This window comes from Streptomyces sp. Ag82_O1-12 (genome assembly GCF_900182715.1).
Taxonomy (GTDB): Bacteria; Actinomycetota; Actinomycetes; order Streptomycetales; family Streptomycetaceae; genus Streptomyces; species Streptomyces massasporeus.
On record NZ_FXUW01000001.1, the window covers coordinates 2,147,675 to 2,167,994 of the forward strand.

A 20,320-nucleotide genomic window follows, 5' to 3' on the forward strand; every position below is an offset into this window, starting at 1 on the left:
CATGAACTGGTGTACGAGGCAAGTGACCCGTGAGTACCTGGGGAGGAAGGAAGAGCTGTGACCGAGGGGGCCCGCGTCCGAGCCGGGGAGCTGCCCGACGACCTGACCGCGGCCGAGGCCGGCATGTGGCAGGCCTTCCGCAACGGCACCGTGTACGACCTGAGCTGCGGCGACGCCGTGGCCGACGATCCGCATGGCGGGCAGCCGTGGGGCGAGGAGCGGACCGTCCGGGCGCGGATCGTGTGCTGGCTGCTCCTCGACGGGCCGCCTGCCCTGGCCGGCCGCGTGTCGTCGCTGAAGCTGATCGGCGTGCAGGTCAGCGGCTCCCTGGACCTCGCGGGCGGCACGGTGGTGCCGTACGTCGAGATGCGCCGGTGCCGGTTCGAGCAGGACGTGCTGCTGCCGGAGGCCCGCTTCACCACCCTGCGCATGGTGGACTGCTCGGTCCCCCGGCTGGAGGCGGCCCGGGTGCACACCGAGGGCGATCTGCATCTGCCGCGCTGCCGTTTCCACCACGGCATCCGGCTCACGGACGCGCAGATCGGCACGGACCTGATGCTCAACCAGGCGATCGTGCACCGGGATCACAGCGGCCGGTCGATCGCCGCGGACGGCATGAACGTCGGCCAGGACCTACAGGCGGAGCTGCTGGAGTCGCACGGGGAGCTGAGTCTGCGCGCCGCGACCATCGGCGTGTCGCTGAGCCTGCGCGGCGCGCGGCTGAGCAACCCCTTCGAGCGGCTCGCGCTGAACGCCCCGCAGCTGACCGTCGAGCGCAGTCTGTATCTGACACCGGCGGGGGTCGGGGCCCAGGCGATGAGCGGGATGACCCCGGCGCAGGGGACGCGCATCCAGCGCTTCGCGTGCGAGGGCGGGATCCGGCTGGACGACGGCCGGTTCGGCGACGCCGTCGACTTCGAGCAGGCCCGGTTCACTCTCACGGACGACCAGGAGTTGTCGCTGCGCCGGGTGCAGACGCCGGAGCTGCGCTTCCTCGGGGAGCAGCCGGTGCGCGGGCGGGTGGTGCTGTCCGGGGCCAGGGTCGTCAACCTGATGGACCGGGCGGACGCCTGGCCGGGCCCGGGGCGGCTGCACATGGGCGGCTTCGCCTACGAGAACCTCGTGCCGCGCGGACCGTTCCCGCCGGCCGAGCGGCTGCGGTGGGTGGCGGCGGCGACCGCCGAGTACAACCCGGAGCCGTACGAGCGGCTCGCGGCCGTGCTGCGGGCCGGCGGGGAGGACGAGGACGCCCGTGAGGTGCTGCTGGCCAAGCAGCGCCGGCACCGCGAGAGCCTGCCGATGGCGGCCAAGCTGTGGGGCTACGCGCAGGACTGGACGGTCGCCTACGGGTACCGGCCGGGCCGGGCCGCGGTATGGATGGCGGTGCTGTGGGCGGCGGGCTCCTTCGCCTTCGCGCAGTCCGGGCATCCGCCGATGAAGCGGGGCGAGCACCCGGAGTGGAACCCGACGCTGTTCACCCTCGACCTGCTCCTGCCCGTCATCGACCTGGGCCAGGTGGGGTTCTGGCAGCTGCGGGGGCCCTGGCAGTGGCTGGCGACGGCGATGATCCTGCTGGGCTGGATCCTGGCGACGACGGTGGCGGCGGGGGCTACGCGCCTGCTGCGGCGCAACTGATGGTGCCGGTGTGACCACAGTTATTGAACTGTCAAGGCTTTACGTTCTCTTGACCATCGAATGTACAACTTTCCGTAGGTTCCATGAACAGTCTGGCGCCGCCATGACCAGCCGACTTTCAATGGTCGGCACCATGGCAATGCAGCTGCCGTTCATCCGCGCGAGCCGGATGGCAAGGACCTCCCCCCACCTCGTCGGCGAGCCGTGCGCCGACGACGAGGTGCTGCTCGACGCGCCCGACGCCCGGCTGAGCCCGGCTCTGGTCGCCGCCGCCCGGGGCGACCACGTCCCGGCCGCCTCGCTGCTCCTGGCCACCCGCGTGGCCTCGGAGTGGGAGCGGCGCGACCGGTACGTGACCCGGCTGGCCGCCTTCGCCCGCTCCCGGCCCGAGTGGCTGGACGCCTGGCTCGCCACCGCCCCGCAGGACCCCGACGCGCTGCTGGTCGGGGCCCAGCTGGCGGTGGACCGCGCCTGGCAGTCGCCGGCCCGGGCCGAGCTGTTGCGCGAGGTGAGCCCGCTGATCACGGCGGCGGCCCGGGGCGACCAGCGGGACCCCGTGCCGTGGCGGCTCGCGCTCGACCACGCCCGGGGCGCGCAGGCCGGGCACACGTACTTCGAGGAGCTGTGGGCGGCGGCCGTCCGCCGTGCCCCGCACCACTACGGCTGCCATGTGGCGGCCCTGCGCTACCTGGCCTCCTCCTGGCACGGCTCGCACCGCGAGTGCTTCGACTTCGCCGACCGGGCCGCCCAGGACGCTCCCCCCGGCGCGCTCGTCCAGGCCCTGCCGCTGCGGGCCGCCTTCGGCTACCTCACCGACGACTGCGGGCCCGAGGTGCCGCGCGAGCGGCTGGACGCGGCAGCCGACCGGGCGATCGCGCTGTCCCCGCGGCTGCCGGCCCACGACCCCTGGCCGGCCCGGATGCGGAACCTGCTGATCTTCGTCCTGGTGCGCCTGGAGCGCTGGCAGGACGCCGTCGAGCAGCTGCGCCTGAACGGCCCGTACGCCACGTCCTTCCCCTGGGACCAGGTGTCGGACGACCCGCTCGGGCACTTCCTGCGGGTGTGCGAGGACGTGCGGTCCGCGGTGGCCGGGGACACGTCCTGGCATCCACGGAGTGAACGGGGCGGTCGAGTCCGTCCCGGCGACCATTAGGCTTTTGCGTCGTGACCACCGTCCGGCTCCCCCTCTTCCCCCTGAACTCGGTTCTGTTCCCGGGGCTCGTGCTCCCGCTCAACGTCTTCGAGGAGCGGTATCGCGCCATGATGCGCGAGCTGCTGAAGACGCCCGAGGACGAGCCGCGCCGGTTCGCCGTCGTGGCGATCCGTGACGGCCACGAGGTGGCCTCGACCGCGCCCGGCATGCCCGACCCGACCGCCCTGCCCGAGCGGGGACCGTCGGCCGGTTTCGGCTCGGACCCGGTCAAGGCGTTCCACAAGGTGGGCTGCATCGCCGACGCGGCGACGATCCGGGAGCGCACCGACGGCTCCTTCGAGGTCCTGGCGACCGGCACGACCCGGGTGAAGCTGCTGTCGGTCGAGGCGTCCGGGCCCTTCCTGACGGCCGAGCTGGAGCCGCTGGACGAGGAGCCGGGCGACGAGGCCGCGCCGCTGGCCGAGGGCGTGCTGCGGTCCTTCCGCCAGTACCAGAAGCGGCTGGCCGGGGCGCGGGAGCGGTCTCTCGCGACGGGGGCCGAGCTGCCGGACGAGCCGGGCGTGGTGTCGTACCTCGTGGCGGCGGCGATGATGCTGGACACCCCGGCCAAGCAGCGCCTGCTCCAGGCTCCCGACACGGCGTCCCGCCTGCGCGACGAGCTGAAACTCCTTCGCTCCGAGACAGCGATCATCCGTAGTCTGCCGTCGTTGCCCGCGTCGGAGCTGACGCGCGGCCCGATGAGCCTCAACTGAGCGGATCCGCATGGCGAAGAAGTCGAAGAAGCAGCACCAGCCGGGCGGCACCCCCGCGACAGTGGCCCTCACGGCGGCGGGCGCGACGTACACGGTCCACTCCTACGACCACGACCCCGCGCACCCCTCCTACGGCGAGGAGGCGGCCGAGGCCATGGGCGTCTCCCCCGACCGCGTCTTCAAGACCCTGGTCGCGGACGTCGACGGCGCCCTGACGGTCGCGGTGGTCCCGGTGGCGGGCCAACTGGACCTGAAGGCGCTGGCGGCGGCCGTGGGCGGCAAACGCGCGGCGATGGCCGACCCGGCGCTCGCGGAACGCACCACGGGCTACGTCCGGGGCGGCATCTCGCCGCTGGGCCAGCGCAAGAAGCTCCCGACGGTCCTCGACGAGTCGGCCTCGTCCCACCCGACGATCTGCGTGTCGGCGGGCCGGAGGGGCCTGGAGGTGGAGCTTGCACCGGAGGACCTGGCCAAGCTGACGGAGGCGGTCCTGGCCCCCGTCGCACGCGCCTAGCCTGCGGGCGGCCGAGCCACCCCGGCCGCGGGCGCCCCCGCCACGCTGGGCTGCGGCCCTACCCGCCGCCCAGCCGCAACGCCGTGCGCCTATGCGGCAGGCGGTGCCTCATAAGGCCCGTGCCCGAACTCCGGCTCCGGGTCGCGGGGCCCGAACAGCGCCATGAGCCCGAGGTGGAGCACCAGCGCGGCGAGCGGCCAGGCCAGCAGCGCGCCCTTCGCGCCCAGTTTCAGCGGCGCGGTGAACGTCACGCCCCGCCCGACTTCGCGCGCGTGCGCGATCACGTCCTCGGTGGGCCCGAGCCACACCCCGACCCGCCAGGCGAGCAACGACCCGAGCAGGCCTCCGAGGGCCAGCCCCACCACCAGCGGCACGCCTCCGCGCCGTCGCAGCAGGAAGACGACCAGCGCGCTGACGGCGCCGAAGCACAGGCCGAGCAGCGTGAACGTGCCGTCGACACCGATGGCCTGCTCCCCCTCGGTGTCCTTGAGGTAGACGACCCAGCTCTTCGCCACCACGTCGCCGACCAGCGGCACGTGCGGCGCGAGCCACCACCACAGCACTCCGAGCAGCACCCCGCCGAGCGCCACGGCCACCGCGATCACGGCGGCCTCCCGCAGTTCCGTCCTCATTCCGGGGCCGTCCTGTCCGTACCAGCCGTGCCCGGCGTACTCGGCGTGCTGGGAACCGGGAGCCTGAGGCCCGGCGGCCGGCGGCTGCCACGCACCCTGTGCGGAGTGCTCATGCGGGGGCGGTGGCGGAGTCAGTGGTGCGGTCACCCTGCCATCGTGCCAGCCCCGCTCGTGCGCCGCGTCACCGGAGGACCGCTCCGCGCTCAACGGACGGCCGCCCGGCGGTACGCCCAGGTCGCCACGGCCAGCGAGACGACGCCCACGACCCCGCACACCGCGAGGTCACCGAGCACGAAGGCCCAGTCGGGGTGCGGCCCGAACGTCCGCGCGAAGGCCTCCACGCCGTACGTCGACGGCAGCAGGTCCCGCGTGAAGCGCACGGCCTCCGGCATCCGGTCCGCCGGCAGCACGCCCAGCAGCAGCGCCGCCGACATGCCCAGCTGCCCGAGCAGCGTGGCCAATTCCGGCCGGGGCGCGAGCAGCCCCAGCGCCGCCCCGAGCCCGGCGAGCGCGGCGCCCGCGAGCGGGATCACGGCCATGAGGACCCAGAGATGGGCCATCGGCAGCCCGAACAGCACACAGCCGAACAGCGCGGTCACGACCGTCCCGGGCACGGTGAACGAGGCGTACGCGCCCGCCGCGCCCAGCACCACGGCGGCCGGCGGCACCGGCAGCGTCGCGTAGTGGTCGAGCCCGCCGCTGGCCCGCAGCTGGCCGAAGTACTGCGCGAGCAGGTTCAGCGCGACGAAGGCGACCACCAGGACCGACGCCCCGGCGACGACGGCCTGCGCCTCCGCCCCGTCGTCCACGACCCCGCGCATCAGGATCATGATCCCGACCGACTGGAAGGTCGCCACGAACAGCAGCGGGATCCGTGCCACCCGCGCCCGGGACAGCTGGGCCCGGTACACGGCCGCCAGCGACGGCCACAGCCGCGCGCGAGGTCCGAGCTCGGCCGCACACGCGGCGGGCTCCTCCACGGCCAGGGCACTGCCCGGCAGGACATCGGCGGGTACGACACTCACGTCGCGCTGCTCCCCTTCGCTCGGGTCCACTGCGGCAGTCGCCTGTTCGGTACGTATGCGGCGGCCGGTCTGCTCACGGCCCGCGCGCCGGGAGTCTTCGCGCTCACGCCTTCACCAGCCCCTGCCGCACGGCCCCGCCGAGGGCGAGATACACATCTTCCAGGCTGGGGGTGGCCAGGGTGAAGTCGTCCAGGGCGGCGAAGGCGGCCCCGCCGGTGACGGTCGCGACGACCGTCCGGGCCTCCTCGGGCCCGAGCCGCAGCGTCCAGCGGCGGCCCGACTCCACGACGCGGTCCTTCAGCGCGGCCACCTCGGGCACGTGCAGCGGAGCCGCGTCCCGCCACACCAGGTCGACGCGCACCTCACCGGCGACCTGCTCCTTGAGCCCGGCGGGGGTGTCGCAGGCGATCACCCGCCCCCGGTCGAGGACGGCCACCCGGTCCAGCACCGTCTCGGCCTCGATGACGTTGTGGGTCACGAGCAGCACGGTCGTCCCGTGTTCGGCCCGGCGCCGGTCGACGGCGGACCACACGGCCCGCCGCGCCACCGGGTCCATGCCGGTGGTCGGCTCGTCGAGCACGAGCAGCGGCCGCTCCCCCACCAGGGCCGCCGCGAAGCACGCCAGGCGCCGCTGGCCCCCGGAGAGCTTCTTCAGCGGCCGCCCGGCGAGCGGCGCGAGCCCCAGCTCGTCGAGGACGGCGTCCCGCTCGGCCCGCGCGTGCCGTATGTCCAGGCCGCGCAGCCGCCCGGTGGTCTCGGCGGCGAGCGACACGGTCAGTTCGTCGAGGGCGGTCGACTCCTGCCCGAGGTAGGCGAGGATCCGCGCGGCCCGCTCGGGGTGGCGGACGATGTCGTGGCCGAGGATCTCCACGCTGCCGCGGTCGGGCCGCATCAGCCCGGTCAGCTGGCGCACGAGGGTGGACTTGCCGGCCCCGTTGGGACCGAGCAGGCCGAAGATCTCGCCGCGGCGGATGTCCAGCGTCACGTCGTCCGTGGCCCGGACCTCGGGTGTTCCCGGGGCGCCGCGCCGGCCCCGGACCGCCGGATAGGTCTTGGTCAGCCCGCGCACCGCGCACACGACGTCACCATCGTGCCGAAATGCCTGTGCCGCGCGCTTACTCACAAGGGACGAGACTACGGGGTCGGCGCCCCCGGTCCGCTCTCGGGTGGGTCCGTACCGGGAAATCCGTCGGCAAAGAACTCAGGCGTCGAGGGGTGGGTGCTCCACGCCCGTGCGCACGCTGATCTCCCGCCAGAAGCCGGCCCGGATGGCGTAGCGGTCCCGCTCGTCGATCTGGTCGTCCTTGTGGGCGAGCAGGCCGAAGCGGGCGGCGTAGCGCAGCAGCTCCCCGTCGACGCGGTGCGGGATGCGGGGATACATCCCGGACAGTTTCTGCAGGTGGCTCTGGTCGCCGAGGCGCTCGACCCAGCGCCGGGCGAAGACCTGTCCCACCTCGTACGGGTCACCGCCGACGGTGGTGATGTCCTCCTCGCGGTCGGCCCACCGCTGCTCGGCCGTGGTCAGCTGGGCGAGCGTCGGCATCGAGGCGGCCTCGGGGGGCTCGGCCGTGGGCCGGTCGACCCAGCCTTTGTCGGAGGACCACCGGAGGGTGGCGGAGGCGGGGTGCTGGGCGGGCTGGGCGGGCTGGGTGCCGGGGGCGCGCAGGGCGGCCAGGTCTTTGGGCGTGGGGACGCCTTTGGCGGCCCCACGCTCCTCGGTGCCGTTCTGCCCGGGGCCGTCCACCGGGTGGCGGGGCTGCGGGGCGGGTCGTTCGGCCGGGGCGCCGAGCGCGGACTCGGGCAACGGCGCGGAGAGGATCGCGGCGATCTCGGGCCGGGGCGCGGGCTGCGGGGCGCACACCCCGGTGTAGTCCTTGGCGCGGACGGCCTTGGTGATCCACGTGCGGTCCAGGACGCGCCGCTCGTCGGCCTCGGCGACCAGGTCCTCGGACTGGTTGTAGTCGCCGTCGGCGGCCTGGACGGCCCACAGGTGGACGGCGACGCCGTGCTCCTTGGCGGCCATCATGCCGGGCAGCAGATCGCCGTCGCCGGTGACGAGGACGACGTCGGAGCAGGCGCGGTTGCGGGCCAGCTCGGTGAGTTCGGCGTGCATCGCGGCGTCCACGCCCTTCTGCGCCCAGCGGCCGTCGCTGCGGGTCAGGGCGCCGAGCCGGACGGTGACCCGGGGCATCACGCGCAGTCTGCGGTGCTCGGGCTGCGGGACGCGGTCGGGGGCGCCGTCGAACCAGTAGATGCGCAGCAGCGGCTGCTGGGTGTCGGACTCGGCGCGTTCGCGCAGCCCCTGGATGAGGGCGGTGTGATCGACGGTGATGCGGGACCGCGAGGGCTCCCCGGCGAGGAGACTCGCCGCGGCTCCCAGCAGATACCCAGCGTCCACCAGGACGATGCAGCGGTCCACGCGACTCACCCTCTTCCCAGGAGGTTTGCTTCGGGCCTGCTTCGAGTCTGCCCGACGGCGCGGAGGTTAACGGCCGGAACTCGATCTTCGGCGTGGCGTTTCGGGACTTCCCGCTCCGACCACCCCTGTCACGCACGGTAATTGTCCGACATGCGATCGTTGTCGGCCTGTGTGAATCTGGTCCCGGCCCTGGCCCCTAGTCCCCCACAGGAGGCATCACCATGGCCAAGAACAAGAACCGTGACCGTAAGCAGCAGCGTCCGACCGAGCGTGGTCAGCGGGCGGACCGCAGCCCCGCCTCGCAGACGGAGCCCCAGGCCGAGGTCGAGGTGACCCCCGGCGAGATGGCGCCGTCCGGCAAGCGAAAGCGCAGCTTCGGCCACAACTGACGTCTGCGTGACGGGCTTTGAGCCCGCGCGACACGCACACGCACGAGGGGCGTACCCGATGCATGCCGGGTACGCCCCTCGAGTGCGTCAAGATCCCTGCGTCACCCGGCCAGGCAGGACGGTCCGAGCAGCACCTTCAGGTCGCCGAAGAGCGCCGGGTCCGGCTTCACCCGGTGCCGGTCCAGCCGCAGCACGGTCGTCTTGGTCGGTCCCTGGAGCTTGATCCGGACCTCGCTGTCGCCCTTGTGGTGGCTGAGCACCTCGCCGAGGCGGCTGACCAGCGGCGGGGTGACCCGGGTGGCCGGGATGGTGAGGATCACCGGCGCGTTGGTGCCCGCGTTGGACAGGTCCGGCACCATCAGCTCCATCGCCACGAGCCGCGGGATGTCCTCCCGCTTGTCGAGGCGGCCCTTGACGAACACCACGGCGTCCTCGACGAGTTGGGTCGAGACCAGCTGGTAGGTCGCGGGGAAGAACATGCACTCGATCGAGCCGGCGAGGTCCTCGACGGTGGCGATGGCCCAGGCGTTGCCCTGTTTGGTCATCTTGCGCTGCAGGCCCGAGATGATGCCGCCGATGGTGACGACCGCCCCGTCTGAGTGCTCGCCTCCGGTCAGCTGGGAGATGCCCGCGTCGGCCTTGTCGGACAGGATGTGCTCCAGGCCGAACAGCGGGTGGTCGGAGACGTACAGACCGAGCATCTCCCGCTCCTGGGCGAGCAGATAGGTCTTGTCCCACTCGTCGGGGGAGAACTCCACGTCGAGTCCGAAGCCCGGTTCGCTGGTCTCGGCCTCGCCCATGCCGCCGAAGAGGTCGAACTGCCCCTCCGCCTCCTTGCGCTTGACCGCGACCACGTTGTCGATCATCGGCTCGTAGTGCGCGGTGAGGCCCTTGCGAGTGTGGCCCATGGCGTCGAAGGCGCCGGCCTTGATCAGCGACTCGGTGGTGCGCTTGTTGCAGACCACCGCCTCCACCTTGTCGAGGTAGTCCGGGAAGGAGACGTACTTCCCCTTGGCCTTGCGGCACCTGATGATCGACTCGACCACGTTCGTACCGACGTTGCGGACGGCGGAGAGGCCGAAGAGGATCACGTCGTCGCCCTGGGCCGCGAAGTTGGACATCGACTCGTTGACGTCCGGCGGGAGCACCTTGATGCCCATGCGGCGGCACTCGTTGAGGTAGACGGCCGACTTGTCCTTGTCGTCCTTCACCGAGGTGAGCAGGGCGGCCATGTACTCGGCGGGGTGGTTCGCCTTCAGGTACGCGGTCCAGTACGAGACCAGGCCGTACGCGGCGGAGTGCGCCTTGTTGAACGCGTAGCCGGCGAAAGGGACCAGCACGTCCCACAGGGCCTGGATGGCCTCGTCGCTGAAGCCCTTCTTGCGGGCGCCCTCCTGGAAGAGGACGAAGTTCTTCGCCAGCTCCTCGGGCTTCTTCTTGCCCATCACGCGGCGGAGGATGTCGGCCTCGCCGAGCGAGTACCCGGCGATGATCTGGGCGGCCTTCTGCACCTGCTCCTGGTAGACGATCAGGCCGTGGGTGACGTCCAGGACCTCCCTGAGCGGCTCCTCCAGCTCGGGGTGGATGGGCGTGATGTCCTGCTGGCCGTTCTTTCGAAGGGCGTAGTTCGTGTGGGAGTTCATGCCCATCGGGCCCGGGCGGTACAGGGCCGACACGGCGGAGATGTCTTCGAAGTTGTCCGGCTTCATCAGCCGGAGCAGGGAGCGCATGGGGCCGCCGTCGAACTGGAAGACACCGAGGGTGTCGCCGCGCTGGAGCAGTTCGAAGGTCGTGGGGTCGTCGAGCGGGAGGCTCAGGAGGTCGATGTCGACCCCCTTGTTGGACTTCACCATCTTGACGGCGTCGTCCATGATCGTCAGGTTGCGCAGGCCGAGGAAGTCCATCTTCAGCAGGCCGAGCGACTCGCAGCTCGGGTAGTCCCACTGGGTGATGGTGACCTTGTCCGTGTGCCTGACCCAGACGGGCACGTGGTCGGTGATGGTCTCGCTGGACATGATCACGCCGGCGGCGTGCACGCCCATCTGCCGGACCAGGCCCTCGACGCCCTTGGCGGTGTCGATGACCTTCTTCACGTCCGGCTCGTTCTCGTACATCGCCCGGATCTCGCCCGCCTCCGAGTAGCGGGGGTGCTCGGGGTTGGTGATGCCGTCGAGGTTGATGCCCTTGCCGAGGACGTCGGCGGGCATGGCCTTGGTGAGGCGGTCGCCCATCGCGTACGGGTAGCCCAGCACGCGCGCGGAGTCCTTGATCGCGTTCTTGGCCTTGATGGTGCCGTACGTGCCGATCATGGCGACCTTGTCGGCGCCGTACTTCTCCGTCACGTACCGGATCACCTCGACGCGCCGGCGCTCGTCGAAGTCGATGTCGACGTCGGGCATCGAGATGCGCTCGGGGTTGAGGAACCGCTCGAAGATCAGGCCGTGCGGGATGGGGTCGAGGTCGGTGATGCCGAGCGCGTAGGCGACGATCGAGCCGGCCGCGGAGCCTCGGCCGGGGCCGACCGCGATGCCCTGCTTCTTGGCCCACATGATGAAGTCGGCGACCACGAGGAAGTAGCCCGGGAAGCCCATCGAGATGATGGTGTCCATCTCGTACTCGACCTGCTTCATGCGGTCGTCCGGGATGCCGTCCGGGAAGCGGCGGTTCATGCCGCGCAGGGTCTCCTCGCGGAACCAGCTGACCTCCGTGTAGCCCTCGGGAATGTCGAACTTGGGCATGAGGTCGCGCTTTTCGAACATGCCCGTGGTGTCGACCATCTCGGCGATCAGGCGGGTGTTGGCGCAGCCCTCCTGCCAGGCGTCCGAGGAGTCGATGGCGTACATCTCGTCCGTGGACTTCAGGTAGTAGCCGGTGCCGTCGAACCTGAAGCGGTCGGGGTCGGAGAGGTTCTTGCCGGTCTGGATGCACAGCAGGGCGTCGTGGGCGCTCGCCTCGTGCGCGTACGTGTAGTGCGAGTCGTTGGTGACCAGCGGGGGGATGCCGAGCTTCTTGCCGATCTCCAGGAGGCCGTCGCGGACCCGGTGCTCGATCTCGATGCCGTGGTCCATCAGCTCCAGGAAGTAGCGGTCCTTGCCGAAGATGTCCTGGTAGTCGGCGGCTGCCTTGAGCGCCTCGTCGAAGTGGCCCAGGCGCAGCCGGGTCTGGACCTCGCCGGAGGGGCAGCCGGTGGAGGCGACGATCCCCTCGGACCACTGGGAGATGGTCTCCTTGTCCATCCGGGGCCACTTCTGCAGCCAGCCCTCGGCGTACGCGTCGGAGGACAGCCGGAAGATGTTGTGCAGGCCGGTGCTGTTCACCGCCCACATCGTCTTGTGGGTGTAACCACCGGAACCGGAGACATCGTCCCGCTTCTGGTGCGGCTGGCCCCACTGGATCTTGCGTTTGTTGCGCCGGGACTCGGGCGCGACATAGGCCTCGATCCCGATGATCGGGGTCACACCGGACTTCTGGGCCGTGTGGAAGAAGTCGTACGCGCCGTGGAGGTTGCCGTGGTCGGACATGGCGATGTGCGTCATGCCCATCTCGTTGCACGCGTTGAACATGTCCTTCAGCCGCGCGGCACCGTCCAGCAGCGAGTACTGGGTGTGGACGTGCAGGTGCGTGAACGGCGGCTTTGACACGGCTGCGGCCTCCAGAGGGAACATACGACAAATGGGGCCCGGCAGGCTGCGGACAGTCTGGGGGACAGCGTCGAAGTCTATGCCTCGGCACTGACACCCCGAGGGCCGACCCGCGTACCTTCGTGCGAGGGTTCGCGGGCACTCCCGCGGGCCGTCGCACGTTAGGCAGAGGGCGGACCTGCCGCCCCGAAACGCATGCACCAGGAGGCACCCAGCGATGTCGTTCCCGCAGCTCAACGACGAGCACCGCGGTGAGGAGATCCTCGCCGTCTTCGACACCGCCTTCGGCGAGCTCCTGGCCGCCGACCCGGCCGCGTTCCGCGTGAAGTTCCGCAAGATGGCGGCCTCGGCCTTCGCCTTCTACCGGGGGACGGCGGGCCTCTTCTACCACGACCTGGACGAAGAGAAGCGAGGCGGACCGTACCTGGACGAGCGCACCTCGCGCGTGTGGATCCACGGCGATCTCCACGCGGAGAACTTCGGCACGTACATGGACGCCAACGGCCGCCTGATCTTCAACGTCAACGACTTCGACGAGGCCTACGTCGGCCCCTTCACCTGGGACCTCAAGCGCCTGGCGGCCTCCATCGCGCTGATCGGCTACGCCAAGGCGCTCAGCGACGAGCAGATCTCCGAGCTGGTGACGATCTACGCGGTCGCCTACCGCGAGCGGATCCACGCCCTGGCGACGGGCGCGAAGAGCGACGAGGTGCCGCCGTTCACGCTGGACACGGCGCAGGGTCCGCTGCTGGACGCGCTGCGTGACGCCCGCTCGCTGACCCGCTTCGGCCTGCTGGACTCGATGACGGAGATCCGCGACTTCGAGCGCCGCTTCGCCTCGGGCGGCGGCTCCGTCGAGCTGGACGCGGCCACACGCTACAAGGTCCTCGCCGCCTTCGACGGCTACCTGGAGACGCTTCCGGACAGCTCGCTGACGCGTCCGGACTCCTACCGCGTGAAGGACGTCGTCGGCCGGCGCGGCATCGGCATCGGCTCGGCGGGGCTGCCGTCGTACAACATCCTGCTGGAGGGGCACAGCGACGCCCTGGAGAACGACGTCGTGATCTACATCAAGCAGGCCCAGACCCCGGCGGTCTCCCGGCACATCACGGACCAGGCGATCCGCGGGTACTTCCAGCACGAGGGGCACCGCACGGTCATCTCCCAGCGCGCCCTCCAGGCGCACGCCGATCCGTGGCTGGGCTGGACCGAGCTGGACGGGGCGGGCCAGCTGGTCGCCGAGGTCTCGCCGTACGCGGTGGACCTCGACTGGGGCGACATCGACGACCCGGAGGAGATCGCCCAGGTGGTGGCCGACCTCGGCCGGGCGACGGCCACGATGCACTCGGCGGCGGACGACCAGTCCGGCGAGTCCCTGGTGCCGTTCTCCACGGAGCGGGCCATCGACGCGGCGCTCGCGGCCGACGAGGAGGGCTTCGCCCCCCTGCTGGTCGACTTCGCGCACACCTACGGAGCACGCGCGCGTGCCGACCATCAGACCTTCGTGGACCTGTTCCGCAACGGCCGGATTCCGGGCCTGTGACGGAAAGGCCTCTCACAGGCATCCTTTAGGGGTCTCTTACAGGCCCCCATGACAGACTCTCCTTTCGCTATGGACATATCCGGGATCCAGCTCAGAGCCGTGCGCGCGGCGCTGTTCACGGCCGTGGTCGTGACGCTCAGCACCGCGTCGCACGTCCTGCTGTCCCGGGCCCCGCTGCCGGTGAGCACGGTGGCCGCGGTCGCCACCGCCGTGTTCGTGATCGCGTTCGCCCTGGCGGGCCGGGAGCGCTCCTTCGGACGGATCGCGGCCCTGCTGATCCCGCTGGAACTGGCCGCGGACACGGTGTTCACCACGGGCCAGCACGCCTGTTACGGCCCGGCGGGCGGCCCGGTCACCGGTCCGCTGCGTTCGGTCGGCCTGGACGTGCTCTGCGGCGGCGGCGAGGTCGGCACGCCGCTGGCCCGGATGGCCGGAGCCACCGGCACCGACCGGCTCGCGGCCGCGGTCGTCCACACCGAGCCCGTCATCGCCTGGCTGCTGCTCGGCGCGCACATCGGCGTCGGGCTCCTCGCGGCCGTCTGGCTGCGCCGCGGCGAGCGGGCCCTGGGCCAGCTGCTGCGGGCGGTGACGGCGACCACGTTCCGTCCGCTGCTGCTGGCGGTCGCCGCGGTGACGGTGGAACGGGCCCCCTCCGGGCGCCGGCCGTCGTCGCGCGCCGCGGACCGTACGCCCAGCGCCCGCGACCGGGTCCTCACGTACTCCCTGGGACGGCGTGGACCGCCGTGCTCACCCGCCTTCGCCTGAGGCACTCGCCTTTGCCGAGGCACTCGCCCTCGCGGCAGGCTCCGTGCCCCCTGCGGCCCTTTCGAGCACCGGCAGTCCCCCCTACGTTTCCCGCACACACAGGTGTGCGCGTCCCCCACGGAGAACATCACCATGAGCAAGCGGAACACCCAGGCTGCGAAGACGGCGGCCCGCGAGCGGCTGCGCATCGAGCGTGAGCGCGAGGCCAAGCGCGCGAAGACCAAGCGGCAGGTCGTCGTCGCCTGCTCGATCGTCGGCGTGCTGGCGATAGCCGGCGGCATCGGCTACGCCGTCGTCCAGGCCAACAAGCCCAGCTACTGGGAGGGCCAGAAGGACGCCAAGGTCACCGCCCCGGCCAACACCACGGGCACCGACGGCACCACGGTCGTCATCGGCAAGGACTCGGCCAAGACCCTGAAGGTCTACGAGGACCCGCGCTGCCCCATCTGCGCCCAGTTCGAGCAGGCCGTCGGCCCGACCATGAAGAAGGACATCGACGACGGCAAGTACAAGATGCAGTTCATCGGCGCCACGTTCATCGACAACAAGGACAACGGCGAGGGCTCCAAGAACGCCATGAGCGCCCTGGGGGCCGCGCTGAACGTGAGCGACAAGGCGTTCCTCGACTACAAGGCCGCGCTGTACTCGGCCAAGTACCACCCGGAGGAGACGACCGACAAGTTCAAGGACGACAGCTACCTCATCAAGGTCGCGAACACCGTCCCCGAGCTGAAGAACAACAAGAAGTTCCAGGACGCGGTCGAGAAGGGCACCTACGACGCCTGGGCGATGGCCATGTCGAAGGCCTTCGACGACAACAAGGACGGCGTCCAGGGCACCCCGGGCTTCGTGATGGACGGCAAGCAGCTCGAGACCTCCAGCCCCAACCTGCCGTGGTCGGTGGAGGAGTTCAACAAGGCGGTGGACGCGGCCCTCAAGGGCTGACCCCTCCGGGGAATTTCACACTCCGCATGAAGAGCGGGCGAACTTCGGGAGTTCGCCCGCTCTGGCGCATACCGACCAGTAACCTGATCGGTCGTGACCAGTCGATACAGATCATCGAATACGTCAGAGGGCCTCAACTTCCTCACTCCGCGCCGCCGTACGGTCGTCAAGGCCGCGGCGGCGACCGCTGTCCTGGCCGGCCCGCTGGCGGCGACCCTGCCGGCGCGCGCCGTCGACCAGGCCCCCGCCTTCCTGCACGGCGTCGCCTCCGGTGACCCGCTGCCCGACGGCATCCTGCTGTGGACCCGCGTCACCCCGGTCCCGGAGGCGATACCCGGCTCCGGAGCCGGCCCCGACACCGAGGTGAGCTGGGTCGTCGCCAGGGACAAGGCGTTCAGCAGCGTCGTCGCCAAGGGTTCCACCACCGCGACGGCGGCCTCGGACCACACGGTGAAGGCCGACATCCGCGGTCTGCAGCCTGCCACCGACTACTGGTTCCGCTTCTCGGCCGGCGGCACCGACTCCCCGGCGGCGCGCACCCGCACCGCGCCGGCGGCCGACGCCGCCGTCCCCGGCCTGCGTTTCGGCGTGGTCTCCTGCGCGAACTGGGAGGCCGGCTACTTCTCTCCCTACCGCCACCTCGCGGCCCGCGGCGACCTCGACGCCTGGCTGCACCTCGGCGACTACATCTACGAGTACGGCACCGGCGAGTACGGCACCCGCGACAAGGTCGTCCGCCCGCACGCCCCGGCCCACGAGATCGTCACGCTCGCCGACTACCGCATCCGGCACGCCCGCTACAAGACCGACCCGGACCTCCAGGCGCTGCACGCCACGGCCCCGGTCGTCGCGATCTGGGACGACCACGAGTTCGCCAACGACACCTGGTCGGGCGGCGCGGAGAACCACACCGAGGGCGCGGAGGGCGCCTGGTCCGTCCGCCAGGCCGCCGCCAAGCAGGCCTACTTCGAGTGGATGCCGGTGCGCCCGGCGATCGCGGGCACGACCTACCGCCGGCTGCGCTTCGGCAAGCTGGCCGACCTCTCGCTGCTGGACCTGCGCTCGTTCCGCTCGCAGCAGGTCAAGGTCGGCAACGGCGAGGTCGACGACCCGGACCGCACGCTCACCGGCCGCGCGCAGCTGGACTGGCTCAAGGCGGGGCTGAAGGCGTCCGACACCACCTGGCGGCTGGTCGGCAACTCGGTGATGATCTCGCCTTTCGCCGTCGGCTCGCTCTCCGCCGATCTGCTCAAGCCGCTGGCCAAACTGCTGGGCCTGCCGCAGGAGGGCCTCGCCCTCAACACCGACCAGTGGGACGGCTACACCGACGACCGTCGCGAGATCCTGGCGCACCTGCGCACGAACGCGATCCGCAACACCGTCTTCCTCACCGGAGACATCCACATGGCCTGGGCCAACGACGTGCCGGTGGACGCCGGTACGTATCCGCTGTCCCCGTCGGCCGCCACGGAGTTCGTCGTCACGTCGGTCACCTCCGACAACCTCGACGACATCGTCAAGGTCCCGGAGGGCACGGTCTCCGCGGTCGCCTCGCCGGTCATCCGCGCCGCCAACCGCCACGTCCACTGGGTCGACACCGACCGCCACGGCTACGGCGTCCTGGACATCACGGCCGAGCGCGCGCAGATGGACTTCTACGTCATCTCCGACCGCGCGAAGCGCGACGCGACGGCCAAGTGGTCCCGCTCGTACCGCACCCGCAGCGGCACGCAGAAGATCGAGCGCGCCGACAGCCCGGTGTAAAGACTCGGCAAGCGAAGCAACCGAGAAGATCTCGGCTCCATCGAACAGGCTGGCGGACCACCGCACTTGGCGGTCCGTCAGTTCTGTTCAGGATTGGAGTCACATGCCCACCCCCCAGAGTGTCCTGAGGAAGAGCGCGGTGCTCGGCGCCGCCCTTGCCCTCGCCGGAGTCACTGCCACCGTTCAGGCGCAGGAGGCCTCGGCGGCACCGGCGTACGTCAACCTGACCGTCGCGTCCCCCGGCGGCGCCCCCATATACGCGAAGCCCACTTCCTCGTCGACCCGGTACCGCACGGAGCCGTACAAGACGACCCTGCGAATCCAGTGCTCGACCACCAAGACCCCCTCGGGGGCGCTGTGGTTCCGGATCTACGACTCCCAGCCGACGGCCTGGGTGTGGTCCGGGCACTTCCCGTCGCTGGTGCACAACCCCAAGGAGTGCTTCCCGGGCTGAGGCCGCGGGGCACTCCCTACAGCGAGGTGAGGAAGCCGAGAGCCACCCGCCAGGTGGCCTCGGCGGCCTCCTCGTCGTAGTCGGGCAGGTCGGGGTCGGTGTAGAGGTGGCCGGCCCCGGCGTACCGGTACACCTCCACGTCGGCCCCGGTGCGGCCCATCTGGAGGTACCAGGCGCTGAGCCAGTCGTCCGTCTCGAAGGGGTCCGGCTCCGCCACGTGCAGCTGGACCGGCAGGTCGTCCGCCGTGACGTCCGGCGCGATGTCCGACGTGCCGTGCAGGAGCAGCAGGCCGCGGGCCTTGTCGTCGCCGAGGGCGAGGGTCTGGGCGATGGAGGCGCCGAGCGAGAACCCGGCGTACACCAGCCCTCGCTCGGAGTAGGGAGCGGCGGCCAGCACGGCCCGCTTCAACAGCTCCTCCTTGCCGATCTTCTCCTTGTGCTCCATGCCCTCCTCGACCGACTCGAACGTGCGCCCCTCGAAGAGGTCGGGCGTCCACACCTCGTGTCCGGCCGAGCGCAGCCGGTCAGCGGCCTGGAGCACCGCGGGCCGCAGCCCGAAGGTCGAGTGAAAAAGCATGATGTTCATGAGGCCATGGTGCCAGCCGGGTGGGACCAGCCCGGAGGACGGCACTACCCACGACGCAGCGGAAGTCACATGTTCATGCACCCCGGGAGCCGGTTAGGTTCGGGGGCATGGAGAACCTGCTACGACCGCTGATCGTGGTCGGTGGCTCGGTCGTGCTCACGCTGGTGATCGGCTGGGCCACCGACTTCCTGCTGCGCAAGGCCGACGAACGACACCACGAGACCCCGCTGTGGGGCCTGCTCCGCCGTGGCCGCATCCCCTACATGCTGGTCCTTTTCGCGGCCCTGCTGAGAGGGTCGTACGACGAGGCGGAACTGCTGGAGAGCCGCGCCGACGGCGTCGGCCGGACGCTGACCCTGATACTGATCGGGTCGGCCGCCTGGCTGGTGATCCGTATCGCGGCGGCGATCGTCGAGACGTCGTACAGCCGGTACGCCAGCGCCCGGGCCCACCGCGACCCGGCCAGGGTCCGCCGGGTGCGCACGCAGGTGACACTGATCATGCGGGTGGTGTCCGCGATCGTCGGCGTGGTGGCCGCGGCGACGATGCTGCTGACCTTCCCGGCGTTCCGGGCGGCGGGCGCCTCGCTGCTGGCTTCGGCCGGCATCCTCGGCATCGTCGCCGGTGTCGCCGCCCAGTCCACCCTGAGCAACATGTTCGCGGGGTTCCAGATCGCCTTCGGCGACATGGTGCGCATCGGCGACACCGTGGTGGTGGACGGCGAGTGGGGCACGGTCGAGGAGATCACCCTGACCTTCCTGACCGTCCACACATGGGACGAGCGCCGCATCACCATGCCGGTGTCGTACTTCACGTCCAAGCCGTTCGAGAACTGGTCGCGCGGCACCCCGCAGATGACGGGCATCGTCTTCTGGCACGTCGATCACTGCGCCCCCGTGGAGGCGATGCGCGAAAAGCTCCGCGACATCCTGCGCGAGTGCCCGGCCTGGGACGGGCGCGCCTACAACCTGTCCGTCACGGACAGCACCCCGAGCACCATGCAGGTGCGGGCCCTGGTGACGGCCAAGGACGCGGACGACATCTGGACGGTGCGGGTCGCGGTCCGCGAGCAGATGCTCGGCTGGCTGGCCGAGCAGCATCCGTACGCCCTGCCCCGGGTCAACACGGCGGACGCGATCCTGCCGCCCTCCCGCAACGGCTTCGGCAACGGCAACGGCAACGGCCACCGTCCCTCCCAGGACGGCGTGTCGGCGCAGCAGCGCCGCTACCACGGCAACCACAGCTCGGGACGGCCGGACCGGTGACCACACGCTCGGACGGCAGGAGGGCTCCCCGCGCCGCGGGGAGCCCTCCTGCCGTCCGGCGGTTCAGTGGCCGCGCTCGGCGCCGCCGTTGACCTGGATGATCTGCGAGGTGATGTGCCCGGCGCCCGGGGAGGCCAGCCAGTGCAGCGTCTCGGCGACGTCCCCCGGGGTCCCGGCCCGCCCGTTCGAGGTCTCGCCGACGAGCCGTGCCCTGCGCTCCTCGGCCATCGCGTCCCCGAAGAACTCGGTGTCCTCGATGTACCCGGGCGCGACCACGTTCACGGTGATGCCGTGCGGCCCCAGCTCCCGGGCCAGATCATGGGCGTACGGGTGCAGTCCCGCCTTGGCCGCCGCGTACGCCCCGCTCCCGGACCCCCGGTAGGCGGCGATGGAGCTGAGGAACAGCACCCGGCCGCCGGGCTCGGCGAGCCGCGGCTTCAGCGCCTCGGTGAGCAGGACCGCGGTGAGGGTGTTGAGCCGGAAGTTCACGCTCCAGGTGTGCGCGACCGCCGCGAGCGGATCGCCGTCCGGGGCGTCCGGTTCGAGCAGCCCGCTGCCCCCGGCGCTGTGCACGAGCACGTCCACGGCCCCCAACTCCCGCTCCACGAAGGCGGCGACACCGCGCACGTCCCCCGGCTCGGCGAGATCGGCCGCGTACGTCAGCGCGCCGGGCACCTCGGCCTGCTCCAGTACGTCGGCGCGCCGTCCGAGCAGCAGGACCCGGTCCCCGCCCGCGGCGAACGCCCGGGCCGCCGCGAGCCCAATTCCCGTTCCTCCACCACTGATTACTACATTCCGTGCCATACGAACGACCCTACGACGCCCCGCCCGCCCGAGG

Annotated in this window: 18 protein-coding genes; 11 read left to right on the plus strand and 7 right to left on the minus strand. The window is 71.2% G+C overall.

Going from position 1 to position 20,320, the window contains the following annotated elements:
- Nucleotides 1-57 precede the first annotated feature (57 nt).
- From QOL88_RS09950 to ybaK, 4 genes are all read left to right on the plus strand, one after another.
- Nucleotides 58-1,635 (plus strand): oxidoreductase, encoded by a 1,578-nt coding sequence (locus QOL88_RS09950; protein ID WP_097216080.1) that lies wholly within the window; start codon nt 58-60, stop codon nt 1,633-1,635.
- 121 nt (nt 1,636-1,756) lie between these two features.
- Complete coding sequence (locus QOL88_RS09955) at nt 1,757-2,788, plus strand: hypothetical protein (RefSeq protein ID WP_097216081.1); 1,032 nt, start codon at nt 1,757-1,759, stop codon at nt 2,786-2,788.
- 11 nt (nt 2,789-2,799) lie between these two features.
- Entirely contained in the window at nt 2,800-3,540 is a 741-nt protein-coding gene (locus tag QOL88_RS09960; protein ID WP_097216082.1) for an LON peptidase substrate-binding domain-containing protein, read from the plus strand.
- Nucleotides 3,541-3,550: 10 nt separating this feature from the next.
- Entirely contained in the window at nt 3,551-4,054 is a 504-nt protein-coding gene (gene ybaK, locus QOL88_RS09965; RefSeq protein WP_097216083.1) for a Cys-tRNA(Pro) deacylase, read from the plus strand.
- Between the two features lie 89 nt (nt 4,055-4,143).
- On the opposite strand, the gene QOL88_RS09970 is transcribed toward ybaK, so the two are convergent.
- From QOL88_RS09970 to QOL88_RS09985, 4 genes are all read right to left on the minus strand, one after another.
- Nucleotides 4,144-4,833 carry an AAA family ATPase gene (locus QOL88_RS09970; RefSeq protein ID WP_097216084.1) on the minus strand — a complete coding sequence of 230 codons (690 nt, stop codon included), beginning with the start codon at nt 4,831-4,833 and terminating at the stop codon, nt 4,144-4,146.
- Nucleotides 4,834-4,889: 56 nt separating this feature from the next.
- Entirely contained in the window at nt 4,890-5,711 is an 822-nt protein-coding gene (locus tag QOL88_RS09975) for an ABC transporter permease (RefSeq protein WP_179878818.1), read from the minus strand.
- 103 nt (nt 5,712-5,814) lie between these two features.
- Complete coding sequence (locus tag QOL88_RS09980) at nt 5,815-6,789, minus strand: ABC transporter ATP-binding protein (protein ID WP_097216086.1); 975 nt, start codon at nt 6,787-6,789, stop codon at nt 5,815-5,817.
- 123 nt (nt 6,790-6,912) lie between these two features.
- A complete protein-coding gene (locus QOL88_RS09985) occupies nt 6,913-8,130 on the minus strand; it encodes an NYN domain-containing protein (protein WP_097216087.1) in 1,218 nt (405 codons plus the stop codon).
- Nucleotides 8,131-8,351: 221 nt separating this feature from the next.
- Between QOL88_RS09985 and QOL88_RS09990 the strand changes: the two genes are divergently transcribed.
- A complete protein-coding gene (locus tag QOL88_RS09990; protein ID WP_097216088.1) occupies nt 8,352-8,519 on the plus strand; it encodes a hypothetical protein in 168 nt (55 codons plus the stop codon).
- 101 nt (nt 8,520-8,620) lie between these two features.
- On the opposite strand, the gene dnaE is transcribed toward QOL88_RS09990, so the two are convergent.
- Nucleotides 8,621-12,160, minus strand: a complete 3,540-nt coding sequence (dnaE, locus tag QOL88_RS09995; protein WP_097216089.1) for a DNA polymerase III subunit alpha — start codon at nt 12,158-12,160, stop codon at nt 8,621-8,623.
- 217 nt (nt 12,161-12,377) lie between these two features.
- Here dnaE and QOL88_RS10000 point away from each other — a divergent pair, with 217 nt between their 5' ends.
- From QOL88_RS10000 to QOL88_RS10020, 5 genes are all read left to right on the plus strand, one after another.
- The gene (locus QOL88_RS10000) at nt 12,378-13,703 is read left to right on the plus strand and encodes a DUF2252 domain-containing protein (protein WP_097216090.1); all 1,326 of its coding nucleotides are present in this window, start codon (nt 12,378-12,380) and stop codon (nt 13,701-13,703) included.
- A 69-nt stretch (nt 13,704-13,772) separates the two neighbouring features.
- Nucleotides 13,773-14,468 carry a hypothetical protein gene (locus QOL88_RS10005; protein WP_097216091.1) on the plus strand — a complete coding sequence of 232 codons (696 nt, stop codon included), beginning with the start codon at nt 13,773-13,775 and terminating at the stop codon, nt 14,466-14,468.
- 132 nt (nt 14,469-14,600) lie between these two features.
- Complete coding sequence (locus tag QOL88_RS10010) at nt 14,601-15,413, plus strand: thioredoxin domain-containing protein (RefSeq protein ID WP_097216092.1); 813 nt, start codon at nt 14,601-14,603, stop codon at nt 15,411-15,413.
- Nucleotides 15,414-15,506: 93 nt separating this feature from the next.
- The gene (locus tag QOL88_RS10015) at nt 15,507-17,177 is read left to right on the plus strand and encodes an alkaline phosphatase D family protein (RefSeq protein WP_097216093.1); all 1,671 of its coding nucleotides are present in this window, start codon (nt 15,507-15,509) and stop codon (nt 17,175-17,177) included.
- Between the two features lie 103 nt (nt 17,178-17,280).
- A complete protein-coding gene (locus tag QOL88_RS10020; RefSeq protein ID WP_097216094.1) occupies nt 17,281-17,631 on the plus strand; it encodes a hypothetical protein in 351 nt (116 codons plus the stop codon).
- Between the two features lie 16 nt (nt 17,632-17,647).
- Here the strand turns inward: QOL88_RS10020 and QOL88_RS10025 are convergent, their stop codons facing one another.
- Complete coding sequence (locus tag QOL88_RS10025; protein ID WP_097222924.1) at nt 17,648-18,217, minus strand: dienelactone hydrolase family protein; 570 nt, start codon at nt 18,215-18,217, stop codon at nt 17,648-17,650.
- Nucleotides 18,218-18,324: 107 nt separating this feature from the next.
- Between QOL88_RS10025 and QOL88_RS10030 the strand changes: the two genes are divergently transcribed.
- A complete protein-coding gene (locus QOL88_RS10030; RefSeq protein WP_097216095.1) occupies nt 18,325-19,482 on the plus strand; it encodes a mechanosensitive ion channel family protein in 1,158 nt (385 codons plus the stop codon).
- A 63-nt stretch (nt 19,483-19,545) separates the two neighbouring features.
- On the opposite strand, the gene QOL88_RS10035 is transcribed toward QOL88_RS10030, so the two are convergent.
- On the minus strand, nt 19,546-20,286 hold the full coding sequence (locus QOL88_RS10035; RefSeq protein ID WP_097216096.1) for an SDR family NAD(P)-dependent oxidoreductase: 741 nt from the start codon (nt 20,284-20,286) through the stop codon (nt 19,546-19,548).
- Nucleotides 20,287-20,320 lie beyond the last annotated feature (34 nt).